This is a genomic window from Clostridium sp. KNHs205 (assembly GCF_000702945.1).
Taxonomy (GTDB): Bacteria; Bacillota; Clostridia; order Lachnospirales; family Lachnospiraceae; genus Anaerocolumna.
This window is the reverse complement of record NZ_JNLE01000003.1, coordinates 804,694-830,794: the sequence shown is the minus strand read 5'-3', so window position 1 is coordinate 830,794 and position 26,101 is coordinate 804,694. Positions and strand designations below refer to the sequence as shown.

General features: G+C 39.6%; 22 protein-coding genes, 1 pseudogene and 1 riboswitch. Of the genes and pseudogenes, 4 read left to right on the top strand and 19 right to left on the bottom strand.

Annotated features, from left to right (window positions below):
• Window positions 1-415 precede the first annotated feature (415 nt).
• Window positions 416-1,207, top strand: a complete 792-nt coding sequence (locus tag BR73_RS0103620) for an adaptor protein MecA (protein ID WP_033164442.1) — start codon at window positions 416-418, stop codon at window positions 1,205-1,207.
• Window positions 1,208-1,295: 88 nt separating this feature from the next.
• Here the strand turns inward: BR73_RS0103620 and BR73_RS0103615 are convergent, their stop codons facing one another.
• Window positions 1,296-1,499 carry a DUF1858 domain-containing protein gene (locus BR73_RS0103615; protein ID WP_033164441.1) on the bottom strand — a complete coding sequence of 68 codons (204 nt, stop codon included), beginning with the start codon at window positions 1,497-1,499 and terminating at the stop codon, window positions 1,296-1,298.
• Between the two features lie 362 nt (window positions 1,500-1,861).
• On the opposite strand from BR73_RS0103615, the gene BR73_RS0103610 reads away from it, so the two are divergent.
• Complete coding sequence (locus BR73_RS0103610) at window positions 1,862-2,029, top strand: 4Fe-4S binding protein (protein ID WP_081848524.1); 168 nt, start codon at window positions 1,862-1,864, stop codon at window positions 2,027-2,029.
• Between the two features lie 183 nt (window positions 2,030-2,212).
• Here BR73_RS0103610 and BR73_RS0103605 read toward each other — a convergent pair whose 3' ends face one another.
• The 7 genes and pseudogenes from BR73_RS0103605 to BR73_RS0103580 all read right to left on the bottom strand — a co-directional run bounded on the left by BR73_RS0103605 (window position 2,213) and on the right by BR73_RS0103580 (window position 12,572).
• The gene (locus tag BR73_RS0103605) at window positions 2,213-2,887 is read right to left on the bottom strand and encodes a helix-turn-helix domain-containing protein (RefSeq protein WP_033164439.1); all 675 of its coding nucleotides are present in this window, start codon (window positions 2,885-2,887) and stop codon (window positions 2,213-2,215) included.
• Between the two features lie 232 nt (window positions 2,888-3,119).
• Window positions 3,120-4,451 (bottom strand): replicative DNA helicase, encoded by a 1,332-nt coding sequence (dnaB, locus tag BR73_RS0103600; protein WP_033164438.1) that lies wholly within the window; start codon window positions 4,449-4,451, stop codon window positions 3,120-3,122.
• A 129-nt stretch (window positions 4,452-4,580) separates the two neighbouring features.
• Window positions 4,581-5,027 (bottom strand): 50S ribosomal protein L9, encoded by a 447-nt coding sequence (rplI, locus tag BR73_RS0103595; RefSeq protein WP_033164437.1) that lies wholly within the window; start codon window positions 5,025-5,027, stop codon window positions 4,581-4,583.
• A gap of 36 nt (window positions 5,028-5,063) precedes the next feature.
• Entirely contained in the window at window positions 5,064-7,121 is a 2,058-nt protein-coding gene (locus BR73_RS0103590) for a DHH family phosphoesterase (RefSeq protein ID WP_033164436.1), read from the bottom strand.
• A 784-nt stretch (window positions 7,122-7,905) separates the two neighbouring features.
• Window positions 7,906-7,996, bottom strand: a pseudogene (locus BR73_RS28615) (IS200/IS605 family transposase); the annotation flags it as partial.
• A gap of 590 nt (window positions 7,997-8,586) precedes the next feature.
• Window positions 8,587-10,938: an alpha-L-arabinofuranosidase C-terminal domain-containing protein gene (locus BR73_RS0103585; protein ID WP_033164435.1), complete on the bottom strand. Its 2,352-nt coding sequence runs from the start codon at window positions 10,936-10,938 to the stop codon at window positions 8,587-8,589.
• Window positions 10,939-11,087: 149 nt separating this feature from the next.
• A complete protein-coding gene (locus tag BR73_RS0103580) occupies window positions 11,088-12,572 on the bottom strand; it encodes an alpha-N-arabinofuranosidase (protein WP_033164434.1) in 1,485 nt (494 codons plus the stop codon).
• A 369-nt stretch (window positions 12,573-12,941) separates the two neighbouring features.
• On the opposite strand from BR73_RS0103580, the gene BR73_RS0103575 reads away from it, so the two are divergent.
• Both BR73_RS0103575 and BR73_RS0103570 read left to right on the top strand, forming a co-directional pair.
• Window positions 12,942-13,367 (top strand): MarR family transcriptional regulator, encoded by a 426-nt coding sequence (locus BR73_RS0103575; RefSeq protein ID WP_033164433.1) that lies wholly within the window; start codon window positions 12,942-12,944, stop codon window positions 13,365-13,367.
• Window positions 13,368-13,379: 12 nt separating this feature from the next.
• Window positions 13,380-14,819 carry an MFS transporter gene (locus BR73_RS0103570; RefSeq protein WP_242860616.1) on the top strand — a complete coding sequence of 480 codons (1,440 nt, stop codon included), beginning with the start codon at window positions 13,380-13,382 and terminating at the stop codon, window positions 14,817-14,819.
• Between the two features lie 161 nt (window positions 14,820-14,980).
• Here the strand turns inward: BR73_RS0103570 and BR73_RS27065 are convergent, their stop codons facing one another.
• From BR73_RS27065 to BR73_RS0103515, 11 genes are all read right to left on the bottom strand, one after another.
• Entirely contained in the window at window positions 14,981-15,769 is a 789-nt protein-coding gene (locus tag BR73_RS27065; protein WP_051684935.1) for a YdcF family protein, read from the bottom strand.
• A gap of 318 nt (window positions 15,770-16,087) precedes the next feature.
• Entirely contained in the window at window positions 16,088-17,617 is a 1,530-nt protein-coding gene (ahpF, locus tag BR73_RS0103560) for an alkyl hydroperoxide reductase subunit F (protein WP_033167039.1), read from the bottom strand.
• A 161-nt stretch (window positions 17,618-17,778) separates the two neighbouring features.
• The gene (ahpC, locus tag BR73_RS0103555; protein ID WP_033164432.1) at window positions 17,779-18,342 is read right to left on the bottom strand and encodes an alkyl hydroperoxide reductase subunit C; all 564 of its coding nucleotides are present in this window, start codon (window positions 18,340-18,342) and stop codon (window positions 17,779-17,781) included.
• 532 nt (window positions 18,343-18,874) lie between these two features.
• Window positions 18,875-19,258 (bottom strand): hypothetical protein, encoded by a 384-nt coding sequence (locus BR73_RS0103550; RefSeq protein WP_033164431.1) that lies wholly within the window; start codon window positions 19,256-19,258, stop codon window positions 18,875-18,877.
• A gap of 82 nt (window positions 19,259-19,340) precedes the next feature.
• Entirely contained in the window at window positions 19,341-20,600 is a 1,260-nt protein-coding gene (locus BR73_RS0103545; RefSeq protein WP_051684934.1) for a methyl-accepting chemotaxis protein, read from the bottom strand.
• An 87-nt stretch (window positions 20,601-20,687) separates the two neighbouring features.
• A riboswitch (cyclic di-GMP riboswitch) is annotated at window positions 20,688-20,770 on the bottom strand.
• 178 nt (window positions 20,771-20,948) lie between these two features.
• The gene (locus BR73_RS0103540; protein WP_033164430.1) at window positions 20,949-21,686 is read right to left on the bottom strand and encodes a 3-oxoacyl-ACP reductase family protein; all 738 of its coding nucleotides are present in this window, start codon (window positions 21,684-21,686) and stop codon (window positions 20,949-20,951) included.
• Window positions 21,687-21,720: 34 nt separating this feature from the next.
• The gene (locus tag BR73_RS0103535; RefSeq protein ID WP_033164429.1) at window positions 21,721-23,349 is read right to left on the bottom strand and encodes a thiamine pyrophosphate-binding protein; all 1,629 of its coding nucleotides are present in this window, start codon (window positions 23,347-23,349) and stop codon (window positions 21,721-21,723) included.
• Window positions 23,350-23,368: 19 nt separating this feature from the next.
• Window positions 23,369-23,803, bottom strand: coding sequence for a GAF domain-containing protein (locus BR73_RS0103530; protein ID WP_033164428.1), 435 nt, complete (start codon window positions 23,801-23,803; stop codon window positions 23,369-23,371).
• A gap of 588 nt (window positions 23,804-24,391) precedes the next feature.
• Window positions 24,392-24,793, bottom strand: a complete 402-nt coding sequence (locus BR73_RS0103525; protein WP_033164427.1) for a glyoxalase/bleomycin resistance protein/dioxygenase — start codon at window positions 24,791-24,793, stop codon at window positions 24,392-24,394.
• A gap of 357 nt (window positions 24,794-25,150) precedes the next feature.
• On the bottom strand, window positions 25,151-25,336 hold the full coding sequence (locus BR73_RS0103520) for a hypothetical protein (RefSeq protein WP_033164426.1): 186 nt from the start codon (window positions 25,334-25,336) through the stop codon (window positions 25,151-25,153).
• Between the two features lie 168 nt (window positions 25,337-25,504).
• On the bottom strand, window positions 25,505-25,786 hold the full coding sequence (locus BR73_RS0103515; protein WP_033164425.1) for a CD3324 family protein: 282 nt from the start codon (window positions 25,784-25,786) through the stop codon (window positions 25,505-25,507).
• Between the last annotated feature and the right edge of the window lie 315 nt (window positions 25,787-26,101).

Below are 26,101 nucleotides of genomic sequence, written 5' to 3'. Positions count from 1 at the left end.
GTTTGAATTGCCGGAGCCCATTATTAATATCCTTCAAAATATTTTATATTATTATATGTAATAATTTAACTTCCCCGCAAGACAACCTGATTCTTCCTGGTATAAAATAGTGTAATCTTTAGAACTTCAGGGCATATATTAAAGTTATAAGCAGGTTCTTTTATGAAACGAATAATCTGCCAAATCACATTTGATAAATTTCCCCATATGTTTGAAAATCCAAGAAATTGGCGGAAAAAATCACTTGACTAAGTAAAACTTATAAATTATACTTTGAATACAACATCACTATAGATATCTTTCTACCTAGTACTATATCAATGTTGCAGCACTTATTGTCTGTTTCAGCAATAGAATGCCTGCGCGGCATGCTTAACTTCGATGCACGCCAGCACATAGAAAAGGATGTGATTCTATGAAGATAGAGAAAATTAGCGAACGTCAGATTCGCTGTACTTTGAGCAGAGATGATTTAGTGGATCGGGAGTTACGTATTAGTGAGCTAGCTTATGGCAGTGAGAAAGCAAAAGCCTTGTTCCGTGATATGATGCAGCAGGCGAATTACGAATTTGGATTTGAAGCTGAAGATATACCACTTATGATAGAAGCAATACCAGTTTCACCGGAATGCCTTATTCTGGTTATAACTAAGGTAGAAGATCCTGATGAGCTTGATACCAGGTTCTCCAAATTTTCGCCAGACGATCACGACAGTGATAATATATATGAGGATGACAATGACGATTCCTATGCGGATGAAATCATTAGTTCCTTTGGACAGATTGATGATCTGCTTTCTGATAACACCTCAGAGGATTCAGAAGAATTTGTTCCCTTAGCGGAAGCCCTTTCCATTAACAAAGAAGAACCTTCTGAAAAACTAACGGAAGCCAAATCCGTATCTTATCAGACCAATCTTATGAAAGTATATTCTTTTAAGTCGTTAGATGAAGTCGAAAAGCTTGCCAGCGTTATTTCACATTGCTACTTTGGAGTTAATACACTCTATAAGAATCCCTTAAATTCCGTTTATTATCTGGTAATTTCCAAATCAGAACATACTCCGGAAGAATTTAATAAAATCTGCAATATCGTTTCCGAATACGGCAGACTTGAGCCTACAACTTATGCAAGCACTTATTTTTACGATGAGCATTTTGAGCAGATTATAAAGGGTAAGGCAATACAGGTTTTATCTGAACTGTAATCCATACTTCCGATACAGAAAATCAAAATAAAAAGATTCTGTAATACACCTTATAAGGTGTCACAGAATCTTTTTTTGTATCGTTTCATTATTTAGTTTCTAAATACTCGTTGATTGTGCTTAATAATTCATCAGCGTCCATTCCGTGTACCATAGCTGCTTCTTCTAAGGATTCTCCCTGAGATGAAGGGCATCCGATGCAATGCATTCCGGAAGCTAAGAGAATAGGTACAACACCCTGATCAACCATGATAATTTCACCGATTGTCATATCTTTTGATACCTGTGCCATGTTAATTCCTCCTTGTTTATCTAAAGATGTGCTTATTTTGCTCTGTTAACTCTTACATTATAATCTAAGTAAGGAAGTACGTCAAGGGTTACGTTCAGCGCCACTAACGCAACGTGTTTTTTGTGAGTGTAGCGAAGCGAAAGTCACAGAAAACCGGAGAATTGCAGCGACAAAACACCGCTTTTGCGTTTTGTGCGCATCGCGAAGCGTGTTACTGTCACGTAACTGCGGTATTTTGCAGTGGAGTGAACAGTAATCGTCAAGGTATCTTTACCCAGAAAGATATTGTATATTTTACTTGTATTATAGGCTTGTTTATATTAAAATAATAGATGAAAAAAATATAAAGGAGGTACATAATTATGGCATATAAAATAAGTGATGAATGTATTAGCTGCGGCGCTTGCGCTGGAGAATGTCCCGTTTCTGCAATTTCTGAAGGTGCTAGTCATTATGAAATTGATGCTGATGCCTGTCTTGATTGCGGAGCTTGTGCAGCTACATGTCCTACAGGTGCTATTGAAGCTTAATATATTCAATAAAAAGACTGTTGCCTTGGTAAATTAGAAAGCAGCGGTCTTTTTTTATTGTCTTTTTTTGTTAACCTATTACAATCCGTCTAAAATTCAGGCATGTCAGGTCGCAAGTACTGCCTTGCGTAATTTTACGCCATATCAGTGGCTCTTATATGGAACGAGGCAAGGGGAAGGAATTTATCTTGATTTCCCTCTGCCAAAGGTTGTTTTTTTCTTTTTCTTTAGAAATCCTGCGGCAGCTTCTGCCCGCCCAAGCTGAATCTCACGCAATGTACGGTCAAATTGTTTAAATCTTTCTTCTTCTCTTTCCTCTTTTACACGCAGCAGATAATCCATCTGTTTGATAACACGGTCTGTTACATTTTCACTGACAGTCTCTGCCATTAATTCGTTGTTATCCTTTAAGGCATCTATAAAGAGACTTTGCATTATCACCTTAAACTGCCCCAGCTTTTGCTCAGGTTTTCCAAGGATGCCCTCAACTTCCTTCTCAGAACTCCTTGCCGGCAGACTCTTTTCTGTTAAAGGTATGGAATGGGTGTCCTCTTCTGACAGCTCGTCCACATATTTTCTGTCCCATTCTTCCTTAATCCTGCCAACCTCTTCCTCATCCAGATTCTTTAATTTCTTAAGTTCCGGTAATAGCATTTTTATTGCTCGCAGCTGATACCCCTTCTCTTTAAATATTTTGACAGCTTTAAACATTTCAATATCTTCTTCTTTATAATATCTGTGACCCATCTCATTCCGATGAATATGTATATCGAGTTCTTCTTCCCAATAGCGTAAGGTATGCTGCTCTACATCCACTTTTTTTGAGGCCTCCGATATCATATATCGCATTTCCTGCATTCCTCATCCTCCTCTGATTTGTCATTTATTTACATTAATTCTATTATAACATAGAGGTTGTCCAATGCAATAAAAAGCGGGGATTTTCTTGAGTTTCTCATCGACAGCAGACCCAAAAAGACCTTATCCCCAAACAAAAAAAGACTTCTAAAAGATAATTTTTCTTTTAAAAAGTCTTCTTTTTACAGCATATTTCATTTTCTTTCAGCCTGACACAATTAGCACCACTGCCTTATCCTCTTTCCAGATTGGCAAATTTGGTAAACTGTGACTGCCAGGCAAGCTTTACCGTTCCTACAGGACCATTTCTTTGTTTACCGATAATAATCTCAGAGATACCGGCTTCCTCAGAATCATGGTTATAATAATCATCACGGTAAATAAACATTACAATATCCGCATCCTGCTCAATAGCTCCGGATTCACGAAGATCGGAGAGCATGGGCCTTTTATCCGGACGCTGTTCTACGGCACGGCTAAGCTGTGACAGTGCGACCACCGGTACATTTAATTCTCTGGCAAGCCCTTTTAGGGATCTTGAGATTTCTGATATTTCCTGCTGTCTGGACTCATTCTTCTTACTGCCTGTCATAAGCTGAAGGTAATCGATGATTACAAGCCCAAGATTGAATTCCAGCTTGTATTTTCTGCACTTTGACCGAAGCTCACCGATGGAAATACTGGAGGTATCATCAATTATCAGATTGGAATTACCAATCTCCTTGGCACTTTCCACCAGCTTAATCCAGTCATCATCCGATAATTCACCGGTTCTGATTGACTGGGAATTAACCTTGGAATGCATGGACATAATACGTTTTACCAGCTGGTCTTTTGACATTTCCAAACTGAAAATGGCAGTTGTTACATTTCCTCTTAAAACAGCATACTCAGCAATATTAAGAACAAAGGCCGTCTTACCCATAGAGGGTCTGGCCGCTATAAGTATAAGATCCGAGGGTTGAAGCCCGGCAGTTTTGTAATCCAAATCATAAAAACCTGTAGAAACACCGGTTACACTGCCTTTATTTCTGGCTGCAGCTTCTATACTCTCAAGAGATTTAAACACAATATCCCTGATGCTTACAAAGTCTCCGGTATTCCTCTTCTGAAGGATATCGAACATTTTCTTTTCGGAATCCTCCATAATGGTTTCTAACTTTTCTTTGTCCATATAGCAATCGTTGGTAATAGATTCCGTAACCTTAATCATTTGTCTTAAGGTAGACTTTTCTTTTACAATGTTCGCATAATATCTGACATTGGCTGAGGTAGGCACGGATGCTATAATATCCCTGAAAAACTCCAGGCTGTTTAACTCTTCCGGTGCTTCCTTTTCCTTTAATTTATTCTGAAGGGTAATCAGGTCAACCGGCTTACCCTCATTGTATAATTCCAAGATAGCTTCAAACAGCACACCAAATCTCTGCTGATAAAAGTCATCTCCTGTAAGCAGCTCGGCAGCCCCCGCTATGGCATCCTTATCCATTATCATAGAGCCAATTACCGACTGCTCAGCTTCCCCGTTATGAGGAAGTACTTTTTTTATAAATGCCTCATCCACCGTATTTCCTCCCTAAATTCCTGGCGATTCTTCTATCCCGGCGGTTTTATACCGGATAATAATTATCCTATATAAGATGAATTTTAGCTTTTACTTTATCCATGTAAAAAAATCTTCACAGCTTATATATTATAGTTCACTTACCTTAACCTTTAATTCCGCTGTTACCTGAGGGTGCAGCTTAACAGGTACTGTATGTGTTCCGATTGTCTTAATTGGATCGTTAATCTGTAGTTTCTTCTTATCAATATCCAGACTGTACTGTGTCTTTAACTCCTGGGCTATTTCTTTTGAGGAGATGGAGCCAAAGGTTCTACCGCCTTCTCCTGTCTTTATCTTAAGTTCCAGGGTCTTGCTTTCAAGGTCTTTTGCCAGGGTTTTTGCTTCTTCCAGGATTTCTTTCTGCTTTTTCTCTTCTGCTGCTTTCTGAAGCTTTAAGTCATTCAGATTCTTGGCATTGGCCTCAAGACCAACCTTTTTGGGGAGTATGAAATTTCTGGCATAGCCATCACTGACATTTACCAGTTCCCCTTTCTTTCCTAATGCTTTTACATCCTGTAATAATATAATCTGCATAATTAAGCCTCCTTCATACATTCACATCGTGTTGCTTTATAATTCGCCTTCTTTTTTCATACCTGAAAGTGTTGTCTTAAGATTATATACTGCCTCTGATAAAGTACAACCTGTAAACTGGGCTCCGGCAACACTCATATGTCCGCCTCCGCCAAGTCTTTCCATAATCAGCTGTACGTTCACTTCATCAATGGATCTGGCACTTAAATATATCTTATCATTAAATTCCGTAAAAACAAAAGAAGCACGGATATTCGTAATATTTAGCAGTTCATTGGCAACCTGGGCCGCTAAAACCGTGGGACTGCTAAGTCCGGCACCGTTACATACAGTCAGGGCATAATGCTCCATGTAAACTTCTGTTCCACTGATTGCCTCTGCCTTTGCTTTATATTCATCCATATCACTACGGAAAGCTTTTCTGATACGGGTTACATCTGCACCGCTTCTTCTTAAGAAAGCCGCCGCCTCAAAGGTTCTTACACCCGTTTTGGTCAGAAAATTGTTCGTATCTATCATTATACCAGCATACATGGCATCCGCTTCCACCTGTTTCAGCCTTAACCCGTCACCGATATATTGAAGAATTTCCGCAACCATCTCACAGGAAGAAGAGGCATAGGGCTCAATATAAGAAAGTACGGCATTTTCTATGGCTTCGCCGGTCTGTCTATGGTGATCCAGGATTACGATTGTTCTGGTTAATCCCAGTAATTCCTTACATTCCGTATAGCTTGGCCTGTTGACATCCACAACTACAAGAAGGGTATTGTTATCTACAATGCCAATGGCCTGCTCACTTTTTAAGAACATATCATCTTCATAATCCGGATTGTTGATGAATCTGGTCATTAGTGGTCTAACTGACGTAGTAACCTCATTGATTACAATATGGGCTTTCTTATTTAAGGTCTTGGCGATACGATAGATACCGATGGCAGCACCGAAAGAATCCACATCACCAATTGCATGCCCCATTATCACTACTTTGTCCTTTGCTTCCACAAATTCCTTCAAAGCATGGGCTTTTACTCTGGCCTTTACCCTGGTGCTCTTCTCAAGCTGGATGCTCTTACCGCCGTAATATGATATCTTGTCACCATCTTTGACAACCGCCTGGTCACCTCCGCGGCCAAGTGCCAGATCAATAGCCGCTCTGGCATATTCATAACCTGCCTGGTAGGATTCTGTATTGACACCAAGTCCGATACTGATGGTTACCGACATTTCATTTCCGATGTTGATGGTTCGCACTTCCTCCAACAAATTGAACTTGTTGTTCTGAAGCTGTGCCAGATACTTGAATTTAAATACAAAGATATATTTGTCCTTTTCCATCTTCTTTACAATGGCATCTATACTTTGCATATACTTATTAATCTTACGGTCTACTAATGCTACCAGCAGTGATCTTCTTACTTCATCGATACTTTCAAGGGCTTCTTCATAATTGTCAATATACAAAAGTCCGGTTATCATCTTTTGATCCTGGTTTAAACGGGCCAGGGATTTAATCTCTGTCTCATCGTATATATACATTCCTATCAGGCTGTTGGAATCGTCTCCATTTCCCTCTTCTGCAATATCCCAACCCTGGTCATCAAAAAAGCTGTTAGCGGTTATCTTACGCAGTAGTATTCGGTAGGCGAAATTGCCTTTCGTCAGATGAATAACCTGATCCTGGACATCCACCGGCAATACCGCATCCGTTATCTCAGGAAAAATCTTGGAAATGTTCTTTTTCGCCAGCTTTTCATCCCCAACCACTTCAAGAAATTCATTGTTTCCCCACAAAAGCTTTCCCTGACAATCCAGTACTCCGTAAGGCAGCGCCATATCCTTTAGCAGCTGTTTCTGCACCTGTCCGTAGTCAGCGGCAAAACGTACAATGTCACCAAGGATACCGGGTCTTTTAAAAAAGTATAATGCCATGGCTATAATGATATACACAACAACAAAGCCGTTCATCATCATGCCGGCTTTTTTATCTGCTAGGTTTATTCCGATATCCATGACTATTAAAAGCAAAGACAGAAAAAGCGGCCATCTTAGATAGGACTGCAGCGCACCTTTTACTTTAACTTTCTTTTTCATTTTCCTTCATCCTTTTTATTGATGCCCAATGGCACAATTGGCTATAAACGTAGATTGTTTGAGTATCCTAGTTTATTTAGTATTGTACATTATACCATTTCTATTATAATAATAAAAGAGTTTTTTGAATTTGGATGGTGTGTGGCTGTGATAGTTGGTTGATTGGTTGGTTATTTTGGTGACGAACGGGAGGTTGCGGCTGTGGACGATGATTTGTGCTTCTGTTTATGCATTTTGCTGTTCGAGAACCCATATTCCACTAAAGTGCCAGTAACTGTTCCTGGCAGGTAAGTCAGTGCCAAACTCGCTGGAGAGCTTTGGTCGCGGCAGGTTGTGCTGCTCAAACAGTGGCACTGGCTTACCTAGTCACAGTTTCTGCCACTTAAGTGTCCTATGGGACCTCTCAATGCAAAACTCCTAAACAGAAGCACAAATCATCTGGTTACAGAATACTGTTTGCCTGACAGATTTAGCTTGCAATACCTTTTTTACTTTATTCGGTAACATGCATATATTTCAAATGACAGCCCTTAGGTTGCCTTCCAAATAATGTACGGCACCTATAAATGCTTCATATTCTATATTTTTAATAAGACCCGTAATCAGTCTTTTTTTCTGGAAGAAGTAAATTAATGATTAATCATAAGACTTTTACATAAGCTATAACATGAAAGGATCAATCTAAGATGGTTTATATTCTATATCTAATCCAATCTGCCACATACTCTTTTATTCCTTTTCAGTTGCATAATGTACTCAGTATTTATGTTACATCTGCTATTAATTTTCTATATATTCGTTGCCTTCTGTATTTTGGTCCAAAAACCAAATGATACTTGCCTTCCCATTTGTGGGGCTAAGCTATTCATATCCATTTTGGGTAACTCCTATGTATTTTGTGGTTTGCAAACCCGTAAATAATATATCATAGGATTTTTTGCTTGAAGCTAAAGCTAACTGGGAACCCACCGGTCTAACCTGATCTAACCGGTGGTTTATTTTTATGGTGATACAATTAATACCGGTTACTTTTATGATTTCATAAAAACAACCGGTATTCGGTATTAATAAAAATAATGATGGTATATTTAAGATGGAAAATATTAAAGTAGGGTTCTGTTGTTTCTTAGGGTAATATCCCCCCTAGAATAAGAACATTTAAAAAGCCCTTTTTCAATCAGTAACAGGCTATTTGCAGAAAATAGAAAGGACGAATACGCCTATGGAAAGGTATTTAGAAGTCCTTTTCTCTGAAAATTTTGTGCTATATTTTAAAACAGATTGTTTGAGCGCAGCGAGTTATCTGTTTTAAAATATGTCCAGCACAAAATATTCAGAGGAATTAGGACTTCTTATACCTTGGAATTGAAGTATGAGCCTTTCTGTTTTCTGCAAATTGCCGTCCCCTTGTGATAAACCCAGCCTTTTGCCACCAGTCACCATTCCTTCCATTACCTACCCTAAACTACCTATCTTTTGACAAACGCAGCACTGCAATTGAATGCCCGGGAAGAGTAATCTCTCCTGTTCCGTTTGACAGTACTGCAGCTTCCTGTACAGGACTTATCTTTTTAGGTTCTTCAAAGCTGTTCATGTCATCCAGTCCATAACCGGACATCATATAGCGGCTGCCTTTGAAATTAGTGTTTTCCTGACCTTCAAGGGTTAAGGTGAAGGTAATAGGATTTTCCTTTACATTGACCATTTTGACGATATAATCACCGTTGTTTTCTATGCTGGCGGTATAATAGAGGTCCTTAAGGATTGGCAGCTTATCTTCTGTTTCATTCATTAAGACGCCGTCTATATAGGTTCTTATCTTTCTGCCCTCTACTTCTAATTCCAGCTGGTATTCTCTGTTATTCTCAACTACGAAGAAGGATTGTGTCAGACAGGAGCCTCTTCCCTCTACCATTGAGCTGACTAGGCAATCCTGATTCTGCCAGCCTCCCAGTTCCCAGATGGCCCTGTTTTCTCTGTTCTCATAGCCGAAGCTGATCTCAAAGCCTCTGGTTCCGCTCTTTTTCTCTCCGATGAATTTTAAACGGTAGTGGTTTGATTTTGTGTCAAACAACTCCAGCTGTTCTCCTTCTTTTAAGGCAGCTCCTTGGGCTTTTTTAATTTCTCCGGTGGTTATATCTTCAAAGATGATTTCACGGCAGGTTACCTCTGTATTTACTGCGGCAGAGATTATTAGCTTTCCGCTGAGAGGTTTATTTCCTTCTGCTGTTTCTGACTCGGTAAAGTTCTCTCCAGTGGTTTTTAACAGGTATTCTCCCTGATTCGTCATGAAGAGTTTCTGTACGTAGTAGTTAGCGGTTCCAAATACTTCATGGTTATTAAACCAGATCATATCCGGACGCCAGTTCACGTAGTCCGTATTGCAAAGAAGAGGTGCGTAGCAGGCAAGTCCCACTGCATGGGCATTTTGCTCAAGACCTGTCATAAAGGCTGCTTCTGCCAGGGCATTGTAATAGGTGTTTCCCCAGCTTGCATATTCTCCCAGAAATACTTTGGGATCTTCTGCTTTAAAGGTATCATATCTGTGATAATTGGCCAGAAACCATTCCGGAGACTGATAATAATGCTCATCCACAAGGTCTGACCCGTTTTCTCTGGCTGAGGTCCAGCCTCTTTCATATTCTTTTCCTGCTGCAAAAGGTCCTGAGGAATTTATTAATTTAATGTCTGGATATTTCTCTCTTATGGCTTTGTGGAAGTAGGTATAACGCTCAAAGAAGGGTTCTCCGATTTCTTCGTTTCCTATTCCAAGATACTCTAAATGGAAGGGTTCTTCATGTCCAAGTTCCGCTCTTATTTTACCCCACTCTGTATTCTTATCACCATTGGCAAATTCGATTAAGTCCAGGGCCTCCTGTATCCAGGGTCCAAGTTCCTCTATGGGTACCATTCTCTGGTGATGAGGGTCATATGCACCGGGCAGTACCGGTAAGGGTTTGGCTCCGATGTCTTCACAGAACTGGAAGTATTCAAAGTATCCCAGTCCCAAAGTCTGATTATATCCCCAATTGTTTCTTCTGGACGGTCTTTCTTCCACAGGTCCAAGAGTATTCTTCCACCTGTAAAGGGAATCTCTGTCCTCACTGTTCAGGGAACCGTCATGTACCAGGCAGCCGCCGGGAAATCTCATGAACTTTGGTTTACAATCTGCCAGAAGTTCTGCGATATCTGCTCTTAGACCGTTCTTTCTGCCTTTATAGACATCCACGGGGAACAGGGATATCATATCGAAATAATATTTTCCGGTCTCTTGTACTTCTATTACAAGTCGTCCGGAATAATCTGTAGCTACTGCTGTAAGCGTAAACTCATATTTCTTCCAGCCGTTGTTCTCAGGCTGCAGACTTCCTTCTGCAAGGATTTCCCCTTCTGCTCCTGTGAGTTTAATGACTACCGGTTTTACAGCCGTTGTTTCTGTCTTTATATAACAGGAGAATCGATAGGTCTTTGCTTTTTCAACGGGTATACCTGTATTAAAGCCTAAATTTATAAAGCCGGCACCTTCTCCGATGGCATCAGCCGTAACAGTAAGGTAATGAGGATTACGACTGTTTATAGGTGCTTTATCTTCTATCTCAAGTATAACCTTTGCCCCCTTCTTCTCAAGCTTCTCCCAGGCTGTCAGCCCATGATACGCCTTGTTATCAACAGGATCAAACTCAAAGGAACGGTTCTGAACCAGCTCTGCATACAATCCGCCATCAGCAGCATGGTTAAGATCTTCAAAGAAAATACCATACAAGTCCCCCAGAGGAGTAACTTTCTGATTGGTATCTATTTTTAGATGTTTCTGCATCTTATCTCCCATCTGTGCGCTTTAGCACACATACATTAACATTTTCCCACCCAAACCCAATACCTGTATAAGATATTTGCATTTGGATGGGAACCTTATATTAAATCAGTTTATTAAGTTCTTATTATTGTATTAAAGTAGTTATTTAACTACTCAACCTCAGCTTCCAGATGAAGTACACTGCATGCAGGTATCTTAAATAAAATTCCCTTATCAGTGATCTTATAATCCTTAAATTCTACCGGTTCTACCGCATCCGGTTTCTCAAAGGTATTATAGGTGTTAAAATCTGCAGATAACAGAGTAGCTTTTACAGTTCTCACTTTTGTCTCTGCAATTATGCTCTCCACTTCATATGCCTCACTTACAGACAGGTTATTAATAGTGATGTGCAGCTTATTGTCTTCTCCAATTGATACGGATTCATGAAGGTTAGGAACCTTGTTAATATCTTCCAGACCAATCAGTTCAGCTTCCAGACTGCTGTCAACCAGCTGTGCTTCCTGATGATGCTTATACATATTAAACACATGGTAGGTAGGAGTAAGTATCAGCTTGTCACCTTCTGTTAAGATTACCGCCTGAAGTACATTTACCAACTGTGCGATATTTGCCATCTTAACGCGGTCACAGTGCTTGTTAAAGATGTTTAAGTTAATGCCTGCCACAAGAGCATCTCTCATGGTGCTCTGCTGATACAAAAAGCCTGGGTTGGTTCCGGGTTCCACATCAAACCAGGTTCCCCATTCATCTACCAGAAGTCCTACTCTTTTTTCAGGATCATATTTACTCATGACCGTATCATGATTTGTTATGAGGGTTTCCATATAGAGTGTCTTCTTAAGTGTCTGATACCATAACTGCTCATCAAATTCTGTGGAACTGCCCTTCTTGGACCAGTCACCTGTAGGCAGTGTATAATAATGTACGGAAAGTCCGTCCATATGTCTTCCGGCTATTTTCATTACTACATCGGTCCAGTTGTAATCATCGGCATTGGCACCGCAGGCTATCTTATATAGTTTGTTATCTCCATAATTTCTGCAATAGGTCTGATATCTGCGGTATTCATTGGCATAGTGCTCCGGTGTCATATTTCCGCCGCAGCCCCAGCTTTCATTTCCTACTCCAAGATATTTTACCTTCCAGGGCTCTTTCCTGCCGTTCTCTGTTCTTAAGCCAGCCATAGGAGAGATTCCGTCAAAAGTCATGTACTCTACCCATTCAGACATTTCCTGTACGGTTCCGCTGCCTAAGTTAGCATTGATGTATGGTTCACAGCCTATCTGATCACAGAGCTCCATGAATTCGTGTGTACCAAAGCTATTATCTTCTACTAAGCCGCCCCAGTGAGTATTAACCATTTTCTTTCTGTTTTCCTTCGGTCCGATACCATCCTTCCAATGGTATTCATCTGCAAAGCAGCCGCCGGGCCAGCGAAGTACGGGTATATTAAGTTCCTTAAGGGCTGCAACAACATCCTTACGCATTCCGTTTACATTTGGTATCTCAGAATTCTCCCCTACATAGATTCCCTCATAGATACATCTTCCGAGATGCTCAGAAAAATGTCCGTAAATCTCTTTGTTGATCTTACCTTTTTTAACCTTTGGATTAATGTAAAGCTTAGCCATAATATTCTCCTTTTCTGTAAATTATTTTAATTACAGGCTATTTAGCCGGTTATAATATTGGTTATTATACCGTGTTTTCACCTGCTATGCAGATACTTTCTCCTGTTTTTTCAGAGTAAATCTAAATTATTTTACATATTTATAAATATATCATATTTCACTAAAAAACTCAATTATATTTATGGTTTTTTTGCTGTTTTTTTTATTGCCTCTTAATACTGTTTCAGGTAAGCTGAGACCTGCATTAATCCTGGTTTTTCATAAAAGCTTGCAATTATGTCTATTTTTTCACAATAAAGTTGACAAATCAATTTTCCCAGAGTTATAATTACTCAAATTACTAAATACTTTATAGAATAAGGGTAAACTATGAATGTAAATAATTCTTTGAGTAAACGTGTAAGTCATATATCAAAATGTACCCAGCAGCATATGGATAGCAGGTTAAAGCCTCTGGAGTTAAGCAGCGGCTCCTACCCTTTTCTCATGCTGTTAAGTGAAGAAGAGGGTATTAACCTGGAGAAGCTTAGCAGGCTGGCACATGTGGACAAGGCTATGACTACCAGGACGGTTCAGAAATTGATAGGCCTTGGTTTTATTGAGAGAATACAGGATAATAAAGACCAGAGAGCCTGTAAGTTATACCTGACGGCAAAAGCCAAAGCAGTTATACCAATTATCAAAGAAGTTTTAAACAGCTGGATCAATCAGATTACTCTTGATATTCCCGCAGATAAGCTAGAAGAATTATACAGCATGTTAGACCTTATTCTGGAAAAAGCTGAAGAAAAATAGGTGATGAAGATTATGGAAAATCAGACCGTTATGCCCCCAAAAGTAAGGTGGGGCATTTTAATTGTTATTGTATTGTCAATTTTTATGTCCACTCTGGACGGAAGTATTGTAAATGTAGCTTTACCTACCTTGTCAAAGAGCCTTAAGGTTACCTCCGGTGCGGTTGCCTGGGTAGTTAGTATCTATCTTATAGCTGTTTCTGCTACTATGCTGCTCTTCGGAAGACTTGGGGATATCTATGGTAAAACACGCGTATTCCAGGTAGGCCTGGCAGTATTCACACTGGGTTCTCTTCTATGCGGAATCTCAAGTACCCTCCTTATGTTATTAGTATCCAGAGTAATTCAGGCCATTGGTGCTGCCGGGTTAATGTCCAACAGCCAGGGTATCATTACTCAGGTCTTTCCTGCCAATGAACGAGGCAGAGCACTTGGCATCAATGGTACTTTTGTTGCTTTAGGTTCTCTTGTCGGTCCTTCTTTGGGTGGATTTATTGTTGATTATACCAAGTGGGAATACATCTTCTGGATTAATATCCCCGTTGGAATCCTGGTTATTATCCTATCCCTAAAGCTTCTGCCAAAGGCCGGTAAGGTTGTAAAAGAAAAAGTAGATTTTCCGGGTTCCGTACTGTTTATGGCCTTTATCGTATTGCTGTTTGGTGCTCTTGGACAAGTTCAGGAACTGGGCTTTGGTTCACCGGTTATTATTATATGTCTGGTTGCTTCCCTTCCCTTCTTCCTCCTGTTCCTGCGAAGGGAGAAACGGCTGGAAATGCCTTTGCTGGAATTATCTTTATTTAAGAGCAAATGGTTTACAATCAGTTTGATCTGTAGCTTTATAAGCTTTATTGCCATCTTCTGCTCCAATATCATAATGCCTTTTTACCTGCAGGATGCTTTACAGATGTCTCCCGGAAGAGCCGGTGCTTTCCTGTCCATTTATCCTCTTGTGCTTGCACTGACAGCACCCATTAGCGGACATCTTTCCGATAAGATTGGCTCGGAGATCCTGACACTGGTTGGGTTAGGACTTACCAGTACAGGCCTCCTGCTCCTGTCAACCCTGGACGCTGCTCCTAATTACGTGGTAATGGGAGTATATATTGCAATTATGTCCTTTGGTAATGCACTGTTCCAGTCACCAAATACCTCTCTTGTAATGTCCACGCTTCCAAGGAACAAGCTTGGTATCGGAGGCAGTATCAGCGCATTGGTCCGTAACCTGGGAATGATTGTTGGTATTACCCTTGCTACTACTCTGTTATATCAGTCCATGAGCGGAAAGTTAGGTTACCATGTAAGCGATATTGCTGCAGCCGGAACTCCTGCCTTTATCTTTGCCATGCGAATCGTATACCTGACAGCTTTTCTAATATGCCTTGCCGGTGTATTAATTACTGCTTTCAGACTTATATCAAGGAAGAAGGAAAAGAACAGGGCAGAAGTTTAAGCATATCATAGGAAATTGTTTTACAGAAGAAATTGTATTACAGTAGAATTGTTTTCAATTTATAAAGAATTTATAGACATCTTTTGTGGAATAAAAAACAAGCTGTAAAATCATCTGCATCGTATATATATATTGCAGATTTTTACAGCTTGCCTGTCCTCTTAATTTAATCTCATATTACCAAAGAACGTATCTTTTACAACTCCAAAGAATTCTCTTACATAGTAATGGATGGTCAGCATATCATCATTTGGTGCACCGAATCCGCTGACCTGCTCAAACCCCTGCTGTTTTGCCAGTCTTACAGCACGGTAAACATGAAATTGATTGGTAACTATTACGATTTTTTTCGTACTCTCAATGGATTGACCTGTTTCTCTGGTCATAATAATACCTTTACTGTTACGCAGATTCTCATAAGTATTAACAGAAGTATCTTCAAGTATTATCTTGCTACTATCTGCCCCAGCGGCAACAAGATATTCCTTCATTGCCAGGGCTTCCGTAATGTCCTCTCCTTTTCCTTGTCCGCCTGCTGCGATTACACAGGATTCGGGGTTATCATTCAGATAAACCAGAGCGGTATCCAGCCGATTCTTTAATGCACGGGATACTATGCTTCCTTTTACCTGCGCGCCTAATACGATTACATAATCCGCCCCAGGCGAAGCCTCCTTCTTCCCTTCAATCAGTATACTTCCCTCAACAAAGATAAAACTTCCGGCCACAGCGATAAATATCACCAGAAAACCATATCGGATAAACTTTGGAACAGGAATATGCTGAAGATGCAGGAATAAGAAACAAAGGCTAAGCAGAAGGCAGAATCCGCCCAGTGCCGGCCAGAACCACAAAAAAGCTGTGCCGAGTCCCGAATAAGATACAATTACAAAGAAATAAATTCCGCAGAACAGGAAAATCAGTAGAAAAAACAAAGCAAATGCAAGCATGGCATGGCCTCCTCTCCACCGGGTCGCCGGCTTCTTTTCAATCTATATACTAATTTACAAAACTTATCTATTACTTTATCATGAAACAGTATAAATAGACCACTCTTTTTCTATTAATATTCATTAAGATTTCCTTGTGAAAATATTCCAGTCCCGTCAGAAATTCATGTCATTCCCACGCAGGAAAATATTATTTCTATCAGCCTAATTCCTTACCCACTTTGAAAACTTATTATATAAAATAGCTTTGTATGAAATCCAACAAAAAGACACTACTCCAATAAAAGTAGTGTCTTAAATATCCGTAGTCTGCTTGCTTTAATTGCGGATAATGTAGTCAAAAGCACTCAATGCCGCATTGGCTCCCGATCCCATTGCAATCACAATCTGTTTATATGGACTATTGGTACAGTCACCGGCTGCAAATACCCCCGGGATATTCGTGTTATTATGAATGTCCACTTCAATTTCACCGGTACGGGAACGGGTAACTGTATCACCAAGCCAGTCAGTGTTTGGTACAAGTCCTATCTGTACGAACACTCCCTGTAGTTCTATGTGCTGTTCCTCGCCGGTGGTTCTGTCGGTAAAAGTTATACCGTTTACTTTATCTGTACCCGTTATTTCTTTTGTCTGTACATTCTTATATACGGTTACATTTTTTAAACTGTTCAGCTTTTCCTGCAGTACTGCATCTGCCTTTAATTCCGGCATAAACTCCAGTACAATAACCTTCTCTGCAATACCTGCAAGGTCAATGGCTGCTTCAATACCCGAGTTACCGCCTCCGATAACTGCAACTGCTTTGCCCTTGAATAAAGGTCCGTCACAATGAGGGCAATAAGCAACACCTTTGTTCTTAAATTCTGCCTCTCCGGGAACTCCTACATTTCTCCATCTGGCACCTGTACTTAAGATGACCGCCTTGCTTTTCAGTACACCGCCATTTTCCAGCTCTACTTCAATGAGTTCATTTTTCTTAAGACCTTTCGCACGAAGGGACTTTATAATATCTACGTCGTAGTTCTTTACATGCTCCTCAAGACTCTGCGCCAGCTTTGGACCTTCTGTATATTGAATCCCAATAAGATTCTCTATACCCATAGTTTCCAGCACCTGACCACCGAAGCGTTCTGCTACGATACCAGTCCTTATGCCTTTTCTTGCCGCATAGATTGCTGCACTGGCACCTGCAGGACCGCCCCCAACTATCAGCACGTCAAAAGGTTCTTTCTCCTCAAGCTCCGAAGCTTCCGGAAAACTGCCAAGCTTTGAAAGGATATCTTCTACCGTCATTCTTCCGCCTGCCAGAAATTCACCATTCAGATAAAGTGCCGGAACAGCCAGAATATTCTTAGACTCAACCTCCTCCTTAAATACGCCTCCATCAATCATGGTATGAGTTATATTAGGATTCAGCACACTCATAATACCGGCGGCCTGCACCACCTCCGGGCAATTATGACAGCTTAAGCTGATATAAGTCTCAAAATGGTATTCGCCCTTTAAGTTCTTGATCTGCTCCTTTACTTTTTCTTCTATTTTAGGAGGTCTGCCGCTGACCTGAAGAAGTGCCAGTACAAAGGAGTTAAATTCATGCCCTAAGGGAATCCCTGCAAAGGTAAGACCCTTTTCTTCTCCTTTACGGCAGATTTGAAAGCTGGGAGTTCTTGCAAGGCTTACCGGCTCTATATCTATTCTTTCTGAAAGAGAAGCTACTTCCTTCACAAAGTCTTCCAGCTCTTTTGAAATATTATCAGAACTGACACTTAACTTAATTAGCAGGTCGCTTTCCAGGAGCTTTAAATATTCACTTAGCTGATTTCGTATATCTTTATCCAGCATTATTTTATACCCATTGCATATCGCAGGCCTGCCTGCGATACTGCCACAAATAAAAAAGAGTGAAAGAATCTCCACGTGGCATCCTTTCTATTTATCATTTTCTTTCACTCTTCCTCCTTAAAATGACTTCCCATAGTACATGCTTATCGGCAATGCCAGATTAATTAGATCTTTCCTACCAGATCAAGGCTGGGCTTTAAGGTTGAGCCTCCCTCTTTCCACTTGGCAGGGCACACTTCACCGGGATTGTTTCTTACATACTGGGCTGCCTTAATCTTATCCACCAGTACATCCGCATTACGGCCGATGCTGCCTGCATTGATCTCAACAGCTACAATAATTCCATCCGGGTCAACTAAAAAGGTACCTCTGTCTGCCAGTCCGTCAGCTTCAATTAAGACATCAAAATTTCTGGAGATGGTATGGGAAGGATCACCGATCATGGTGTAGGTAATCTTCTTGATAGCCTCAGAGGTATCATGCCAAGCTTTGTGTGTAAAGTGGGTATCAGTTGATACGGAGTATACTTCCGCTCCCAGTTTCTTGAAAGTGTCGTAATTGCTCTGTAAATCTTCCAGCTCTGTTGGGCACACGAAAGTGAAATCCGCAGGGTAAAAACAGATGATGCTCCAATTTCCCTTGAAATCCTTTTCTGAAACCTCTACAAATTTACCGTTGCGAAATGCCTGTGCTACAAATGGTTTTACTTCTGTTCCGATTAATGACATAATTATTTCCTCCTAAGATTTTGATTTTATTGATAAATTATTATTAATAACTAATATTAGTAATCATTACTGTTATTATAGTATAACAAACTTAGATTTATGTCAAGCTTAAAATTACTAAATTTTGTGATTTTTCATATTCAGGTATTTTATGTGAATTACCAGACAGGTTCTTTTCAGTGGGTTGTAACCGGCTTTTTAAAAAGTTATGCTTGGTTTTTTCTGTTAGCAATAACCATAAGCTCCATGCAGCAGTGGCTACTTGAAGCAGCTGATAAGCTAAAGCCATGAGCAGCGCAGATATAACATTAATATATTTATCTTTTAATACATTACTAGAGGATAGATTGTCCTTTTATATGCAATGGTATTCAATAGATTGTAATTGTTATATTGCAGATAAATCATCTTATAGAAACACCAAAAGTATATTATGGCAATAAAAAACCGGTGAAATTTCTTAACAGAAATTTCACCGGTATGTATGGGAAGTCAGGGATTAAAAATCAATACGCAATAGGGAAGGTTATAATTAAAGCTTTGACATTAACCAGGTCATAGCTTCTTCTTCATTTAAGAAAGCCTGCTGAGGGAACTTAGATGAAATAGCTCTGTTGATCTGCATTTTTACAATTGCACTGTCAACGATGGAGGCTGTAGCGGCAAGATTATTATCTGCAAGCCAGTCAGCATGTTTAGCCATAACTTCTCCAAGATCGGACATTTTGTATTTTCTTAAGTCAGCAGCACTTACCCAAGGTTTATTACCCATTGCAGGTCCGATAACCTTTTCATACTGACTATGATATTCAATATAGTCTTCCTTTGTCCAAGAACCTACGGGTGTTTCAAATACCAGTCTTTTTTCAACATCGTAATTAATAGTATACAGCCCCTTTGGGTGTGTAATCATCATAATAATTTTCCTCCTGAGTAAAATATTATATTGTTGAAACAGAGATAACCTCTGTGACAAGCGATGAAAAAATTACAGATTGTTATTGATCAAATTCTACTAACTGCTGCTTTAATGTCTCTGCAATATTATACATTTCTTTAGAGCATTCTGCAACTAACTGTATCAGGCTATTCTGCTCTTCAACGGAGGAAGAAACCTCTTCTGTTCCGGCAGCTGTTTCTTCGGATATACTTGCAACTGTTGCAATCATATCTTCTGCTTCTTTTGCATCTTCTGTTAAAGTGGCCGTTGCATTATAGGCAGCTTTTACTTTTACGCCGATAGAATATACTTTATCGGATATATCAGATATGGAAGCCACTGTCTTCTCGAAGGCCTTTTCCTGTTCCTGAGAAAGATCATTGGCTTTGGTAATCTGCATTACTGTATTTTCAATTCCCTGTTGTACATCGTTTATAATTTCTGTAATCTGCTTTCCGGATTCCGCTGACTGTTCTGCAAGTTTACGAATTTCTTCAGATACAACGGCAAAACCTCTTCCGTGTTCACCTGCTCTTGCAGCTTCAATTGCAGCATTCAAAGCTAACAGATTTGTCTGTTGTGCTACGCCTTTTATTACCTCTAATATTTTACCGATTTCTTTGGACTTGTCCATTAAGTCTGTAATTGCTCCCCGCATATTCTCAGTAAGAATCTTGTTCTCAGCCATTTTTTCTTCCTGGAATTTGATGGAACCTTTCACTTCTTCCATGGCATTGATTGCTCCGTCAGCAACTTTATCGGACTGTGCCATATCTTCACCGATACAAAGTATCATCTCGGTAATATTATTAATGCGTACACTTCCTTTTTCAGTTGATTCAGCCTGCTGCGTTGCGCCTTCTGCCAACTGTGTTATAGATAGTGTAACTCTGCTTGAAATATCACTCATTTCAGCTGATGATTGTTTTAACTCACTGGTCGAATAGGTTATGACATCGACAGAATCCTTTACACTGCCAATAAATTCTTTTATGCCTGCAGGAAGATGACCTTGCGTTCTTGTGGATTCAGCGGCTGCCGCGACTTCCTGGTATGCCGTCTCTGTCACATTACCCAGATCAATTTCTCGCAATTTCTGGTTCAGTAAAATTGCAAGGCAAAGGGTAGCTGCTACCCCTATTACTACTGCAAAGATAACCATAAAAAGCAGAAGGCTTAAGGTACTGCCTTCTTTATTTAACAATGACTGGGCTTTAAAAAATCCGCCTGCGGTTACAAGAACAATGCTGCCTGATAAAACGGCTAAACTAGTGATAAAAACATTTTTTTTCAAGCCTTTTTCTCTGAAAATTTCCACTTTCAAGTCCTCCTGCAATTATAAGCTGTTTCTATAGCATTAAAAAAGCCATTTGTAGTTGATACCCCACAAATGGCTAATATTAACTACGGCAACCCGACTATCATAGTTTTCACCTTAGACTCGTGGCTTTGCGTCCCCATCTTTAGAAGGGTTTGCTATTTTCAATTAATTTGGATATAGAAATAAATTGCATAATTTGTAATTCTACACTATATTTCTAAATATCTTGCTATATTATGTCATATCATGTCTATTCGCATAATAAGATTATACACCAATTTGCTCAAAAGTCAAATTATTAATACACAATTTTACATAATAGTAAAATTTTATTTAACCGCAGTCTTATAAAGACAGACCGCCGTCAATTACAATTGTCTGGCCTACGATATATCTGGAGATATCCTGGCACAGGAAGTATGCAAGCTCTGCCACCTCTTCCGCTTCACAGAATCTCTTTGCAGGTACCTGCTGCTTATAGGCTTCTGCTGCATCTCCCAAGGTATCCAGCATATCTGTTATAATAATTCCGGGTGCTATTGCATTAACACTGATGTTATTTGCAATAAGTTCTGTACCAAGTACCTTGGTAAAGGCTGCAACTCCTGCTTTTGAGGCAGTATAGCTATAGGAGGCAGGAAGCATTTTAACGGCTGCAAGTGAACTGATATTAACGATTTTACCGGAGTTCTGTTTGATCATATGGGGTGCTACCAGCTGGCACAGATTGAACATACCGGTCAGGTTGGTATTTATTACGTCACTCCATTCACTGTCAGTCATTCCGGTTATGGTATTATAACGTACAATACCTGCATTATTAACCAGAATATCAATCTTTCCAAGCTTTTCGATTGTAAAGTCAACCAGAGCCTCAAGTTCTTCTCTTTTTGCCACATCACAACGGAAAATATATGCCTTTCTTCCAAAGCTCTTGATTTCTTCCTGTACTTTAAGGGCGGATTCTTCATTGCTTACATAATTGATAACTACATCTGCACCTTCTTTTGCAAGCTTTACTGCTATCGCTCTGCCGATACCTCTGGATGCTCCTGTTACTAATGCTACCTTTCCTTCTAACATATCATGTCCTCCTTAAGCATATTATTTTTTTATATTAATTGTGTTTCTGTAAGGCTTTCAGTCTGTCTCCGTTCGGTGCAGGCTCACTGCCGTCAGTAATAATTTCTACGACTACAGGTCCTTTCGCTTCTTGTAAGAATCCCGGAAGCTCTGTTATCTGACTGTTCTCGCTAATAACCATTGTCTTAAGACCGCAGGCCGCCATCATATCAGCTATGCTGATTCTCTTCTGGCAAAAGCCGTCAACTACTCTTTCAAACAGGAACTTATGTCCATGTTCTACAAAACCTAACATTGCATTATTTATAATAAAGTAAACGATGGGTAATTGATATTCCGCTGCAGTCAGTACTTCCATTCCATTCATAAAGAAGTCTCCGTCACCGGCAAATACCGCTACGCTTCGCTCAGGATAAGCTGCCTGTACACCGACTGCACCACCGATTGCAGAACCCATGGCGGCATAATTCAAATTGGTCTCAAAGTCTCCGCCTTCCGGTATAGAAAGATATTTAAAGGCATAATTCATGAATTCGCCCATATCTGCCATATAATAAGTATCCTTAGGCATATACTCCGGCAGCTGTTCCATGAACTCCTTAAGGCTAACTCCCGTATTTACCTTTTCCACGGGATTATTAATTTTCCCTCTTTCAAAGCCTGTCTGCTCAGCTGCTTTGGTATTCTGTATAAGATAAGGTAAAGCCACCTCTAAATCGGCACAGAGCTTAACATCCGTCTCATAGACTTTTCCAAGCTCTTTCTTATCCCAGTCAATGTGAATAACCTTCTTACCCTCAGTTAAGGCTTTACTGAAGTTATTGGTTGCATTCTCTCCCAAACTGGTTCCAAGGATAAGCAGGCAGTCAACAGAAGGGTCATTTACGTAAGCAGAAGCAGCATCTGTACTTGCAAAACCATAATTGCCAAGATTCAGAGGGAAATCCTTTGATACTACACCTTTACCCTCCGGTGTTGTAATAACCGGCCATTGCAGGTGCTCACTTATTTCTTTTATAAGTTCCGATTTTCCTCTTGCGCCTTTACCAGCCAGGATAAGTCCTTTCCCTGCTTCCTCTATTACCTTGCAGGCTTCTTCTAAACTCTTATTTTCATCTGACGCTGAAACATATACCGGCGCTGTAAAATCCGGAACTTCCCCAGGCAGGCTGGCAAGCTGAATATCAATGGGAACAGATAAAAATACAGGACCCATGGGAACTGTCAAGGCTGTCTTTATAGCCAGTTCAAGCTCCTTCATTACATCCTCTTCTTTTAATACCGTCTTACTGTATTTTGTAATTGGTCTGAGGATCTCTTCAGTATTAAGTTCCTGGATGGCCCCTTTCCCTATCTGCCATCTGTGAACATAACCGGTAAGGAACAGAACAGGCGCTTTGGCCCTGAATGCATCTCCCACACCGTTCATCATATTGTTCGCTCCGACACCGCCTGCACCCATACAAACCGCAAGCTTTCCGCTGACGCTGGCATATCTGGCGGCCATGTAAGCTGCACCGCCTTCGTTCTTGGCAACAATAGGTTTAATTGAAACGTCGTTTAATGCATCAAAAAGCGGACTGATTGTACCTGCTGGTATGCCGAATATATAGTCCACTCCTGCTTTTTTCAAGAATTCCAAAATCCCGTTAGCTATCCTCATTTGTAACTCCCTCTTATAATTAATATTGATTTTTTAAATAGTCATCTGCCAATTTACTGCAAGTCTCCATTTCCTCTTTGGTAAACTGGTGGTATTTTCCGATAGAAGCGATACAAATAATGGCTTTCACCTCATCCTCTCTTACAACCGGAATTATCATAATACTATCAATTCCAAAAAGAAAAAAAGCATCCGCTGATCTGGTGTCATTTTTGGTGTCATAGATTTCAATCGGCTGCTTTTTGGTAGTAATCTCCCTTAATATGAAGGTATCCTTAACATATACGGGATTCTGTCCATGTACTGTTTTCCATTTTTCAATTCCAAGTATATCTGTCTGTGTTTTATAAAAGGGCTTTAGCCGGCCTTCTTCTACCCTGTGATAACCGACATCCTCTACAGTTGTTACTTCTGAAATTTTTTGAAATAATTCCTCCAGAATTGTTACTTCCATCCTTTTCTTCCTTTCTGAATCTTTTGTTTTTGTATCATGTATTACTAAAACTAATTTATAAAACTGTATTTATAATCTGTCTTAATAGTAAAATAAATACAGATTTTACCTTTTTTATTAATTTTTATTATCAATTAATACTATTTTCTTCTATTATAACACATTATTCTAACTTTTCAAATAGTTCTTCCAACCTAAATAAAAAAAATCTGAAACAGCATATTTCCTCTTATCCGGCTTACTCATAAACACGGGGGATTATGCTGCATCAGATAACTTAATACCCTTCTATTTGCTATTATATTGAAGGAAGACTTATAATTTTCAAAGTATAAAAATTACAGATATCTAATTATAATACCTTATATAATATCATTATTATTTCCGCTTAAATCCTTTGTAATTTTTACTTTAACTGCCTCTTTATTTTTTGATGTCGTTACTTGATTTTAGCATCTCCTTTAAGGTCAAAAGCATGCACCAGAATAAAAAATACCAGCCCAGGTAATTTTAAACACTAAATATCAAAATTACATTTTCGTAACAAAAAAGAACTGCCAAAAACTTATCAGCAGCCCTCTCTTATCTTTAAAGCTCATTTTTACGTACACCTGTTACATTTCCATTTATATCTGTTACATACTTTCCTTTCGTCATGTCCAATATGACATATTTATTATCCCATCTGTCTTTGACAACCGCACATTTTCCTATGGCGATCTCAAAAGGTCCATGTATGACGCTCCCCCCTGCGTTCAGAATATTTTCAATTGCTTCTGGCACGGAAGCCACTTTAAAATCAACTGACATTTCCTTTCGTTCCGTCTGAAGGACAACCTCTGTTACACCTTCCTCCATTCCTAATCCCACCATAGTCTCAGTCTTCCATAACCGCTTTAGACCCATACTCTCACAATAGTATCTTATACCATCATCCAGATTTGAAACATATAACTCTATGCAATCTGCATTTCTAAATAGTGGCTTCATCTTCTCCTCCTGATATGCAGAATATGGCCGTTCATTTTACAGCCGCTTCCTGTTTTTATTTGTATTATAACAAAGTGAAAAAGACACCTGTATGTCTTATTCATAGAAGGAGGTACCGTAAAATGAGACTGGTAAAGGAATAAAAGAACCCTACGGTTTTCCCGCAACCAACTCTCTCAGGAACATTACCGATTTTATATGCTGTAAAGGTACAAAATTGTAGATGCAATCTATAAATTGTACAATACAATATATAAAATCAGCATGTTTCTGAAGTCGTTATGTTGGAAATCCATAGGGCTCTTTTTAATAACAATATTTGAAATGTAACAGCTTCCCTGGCTTATTTCAAATCAATTACAAGTTGTCAACAGTTGCTACTTTTTTATTTCTGCATCTCTTGCATACTGTTGTTTTGCTTCCGTCTCCGGCAATAACCGGATATAATACCTTAATCCTTGTGGTCTTGCATAAGGGACAGGTTCCCCTTCCTCTGGAAGGAAGATTTCTTAATGTTTTACCTCTGTGGGGCTTTAATGCCATGTGGGTGTTCCTTTCTTTATAACCGTTTAATATCCAATACAGCGAATAAGGAGTGACTGGTTCTTTAGATCAGCCTAATAATCAGTTCATTAATATTGGCGTACTGGTTTCTATATTTAGATTATAAAATTTTTCACATGGGTTTTCTATCGCCAGAACTGTTCTGTATCAAACTTGAGCACGCCTCTTCTCCTCGCATAAGATCCGACGGATGCTTTGTTCGGAAAGAAAGAAGTCCTCAGATAATTCTTCCACTGACCGTCCTGTCAGGTACTTTTGATAGATTTCTTTGTTTCTCGTTCTGAGCATCTTTTTGGAACCGCTCTTTTCACCCCAGGATTTTTTGTCTCCTTCTTTACAGGGTATATATAAATAGTCTCCGCTGACATATTGTTGTATTATTTCAATGATTTCCTCAGGCAGCACTTCCTGGGCCTTAATATATTTCATAAACTTTGCTCCTCTAATCATGTTTGTAAGTTAGATGAAGCAAAGACCATAAAAAAAGCAGCAGGCTAACCTGCTGCAATAAGATTTCAAAGAAATCCCTGTCTGAAATTAAAAGAAATACGATGAAAAGGTACACCAACTAAACCACCGGCGGCTGCCTGTGATTTATCCTGCTATATCTTAACATCGACTACTTAAAATATCAGATCTCCGAGCAAAGCATCGCCGATTCACTAATTTGTGGTCTCTGCGCGGAGATACGTTTGCGATCTACTGCCTTTAAAGATTTCATAAGGATTCCCTTCTAAGGTAATT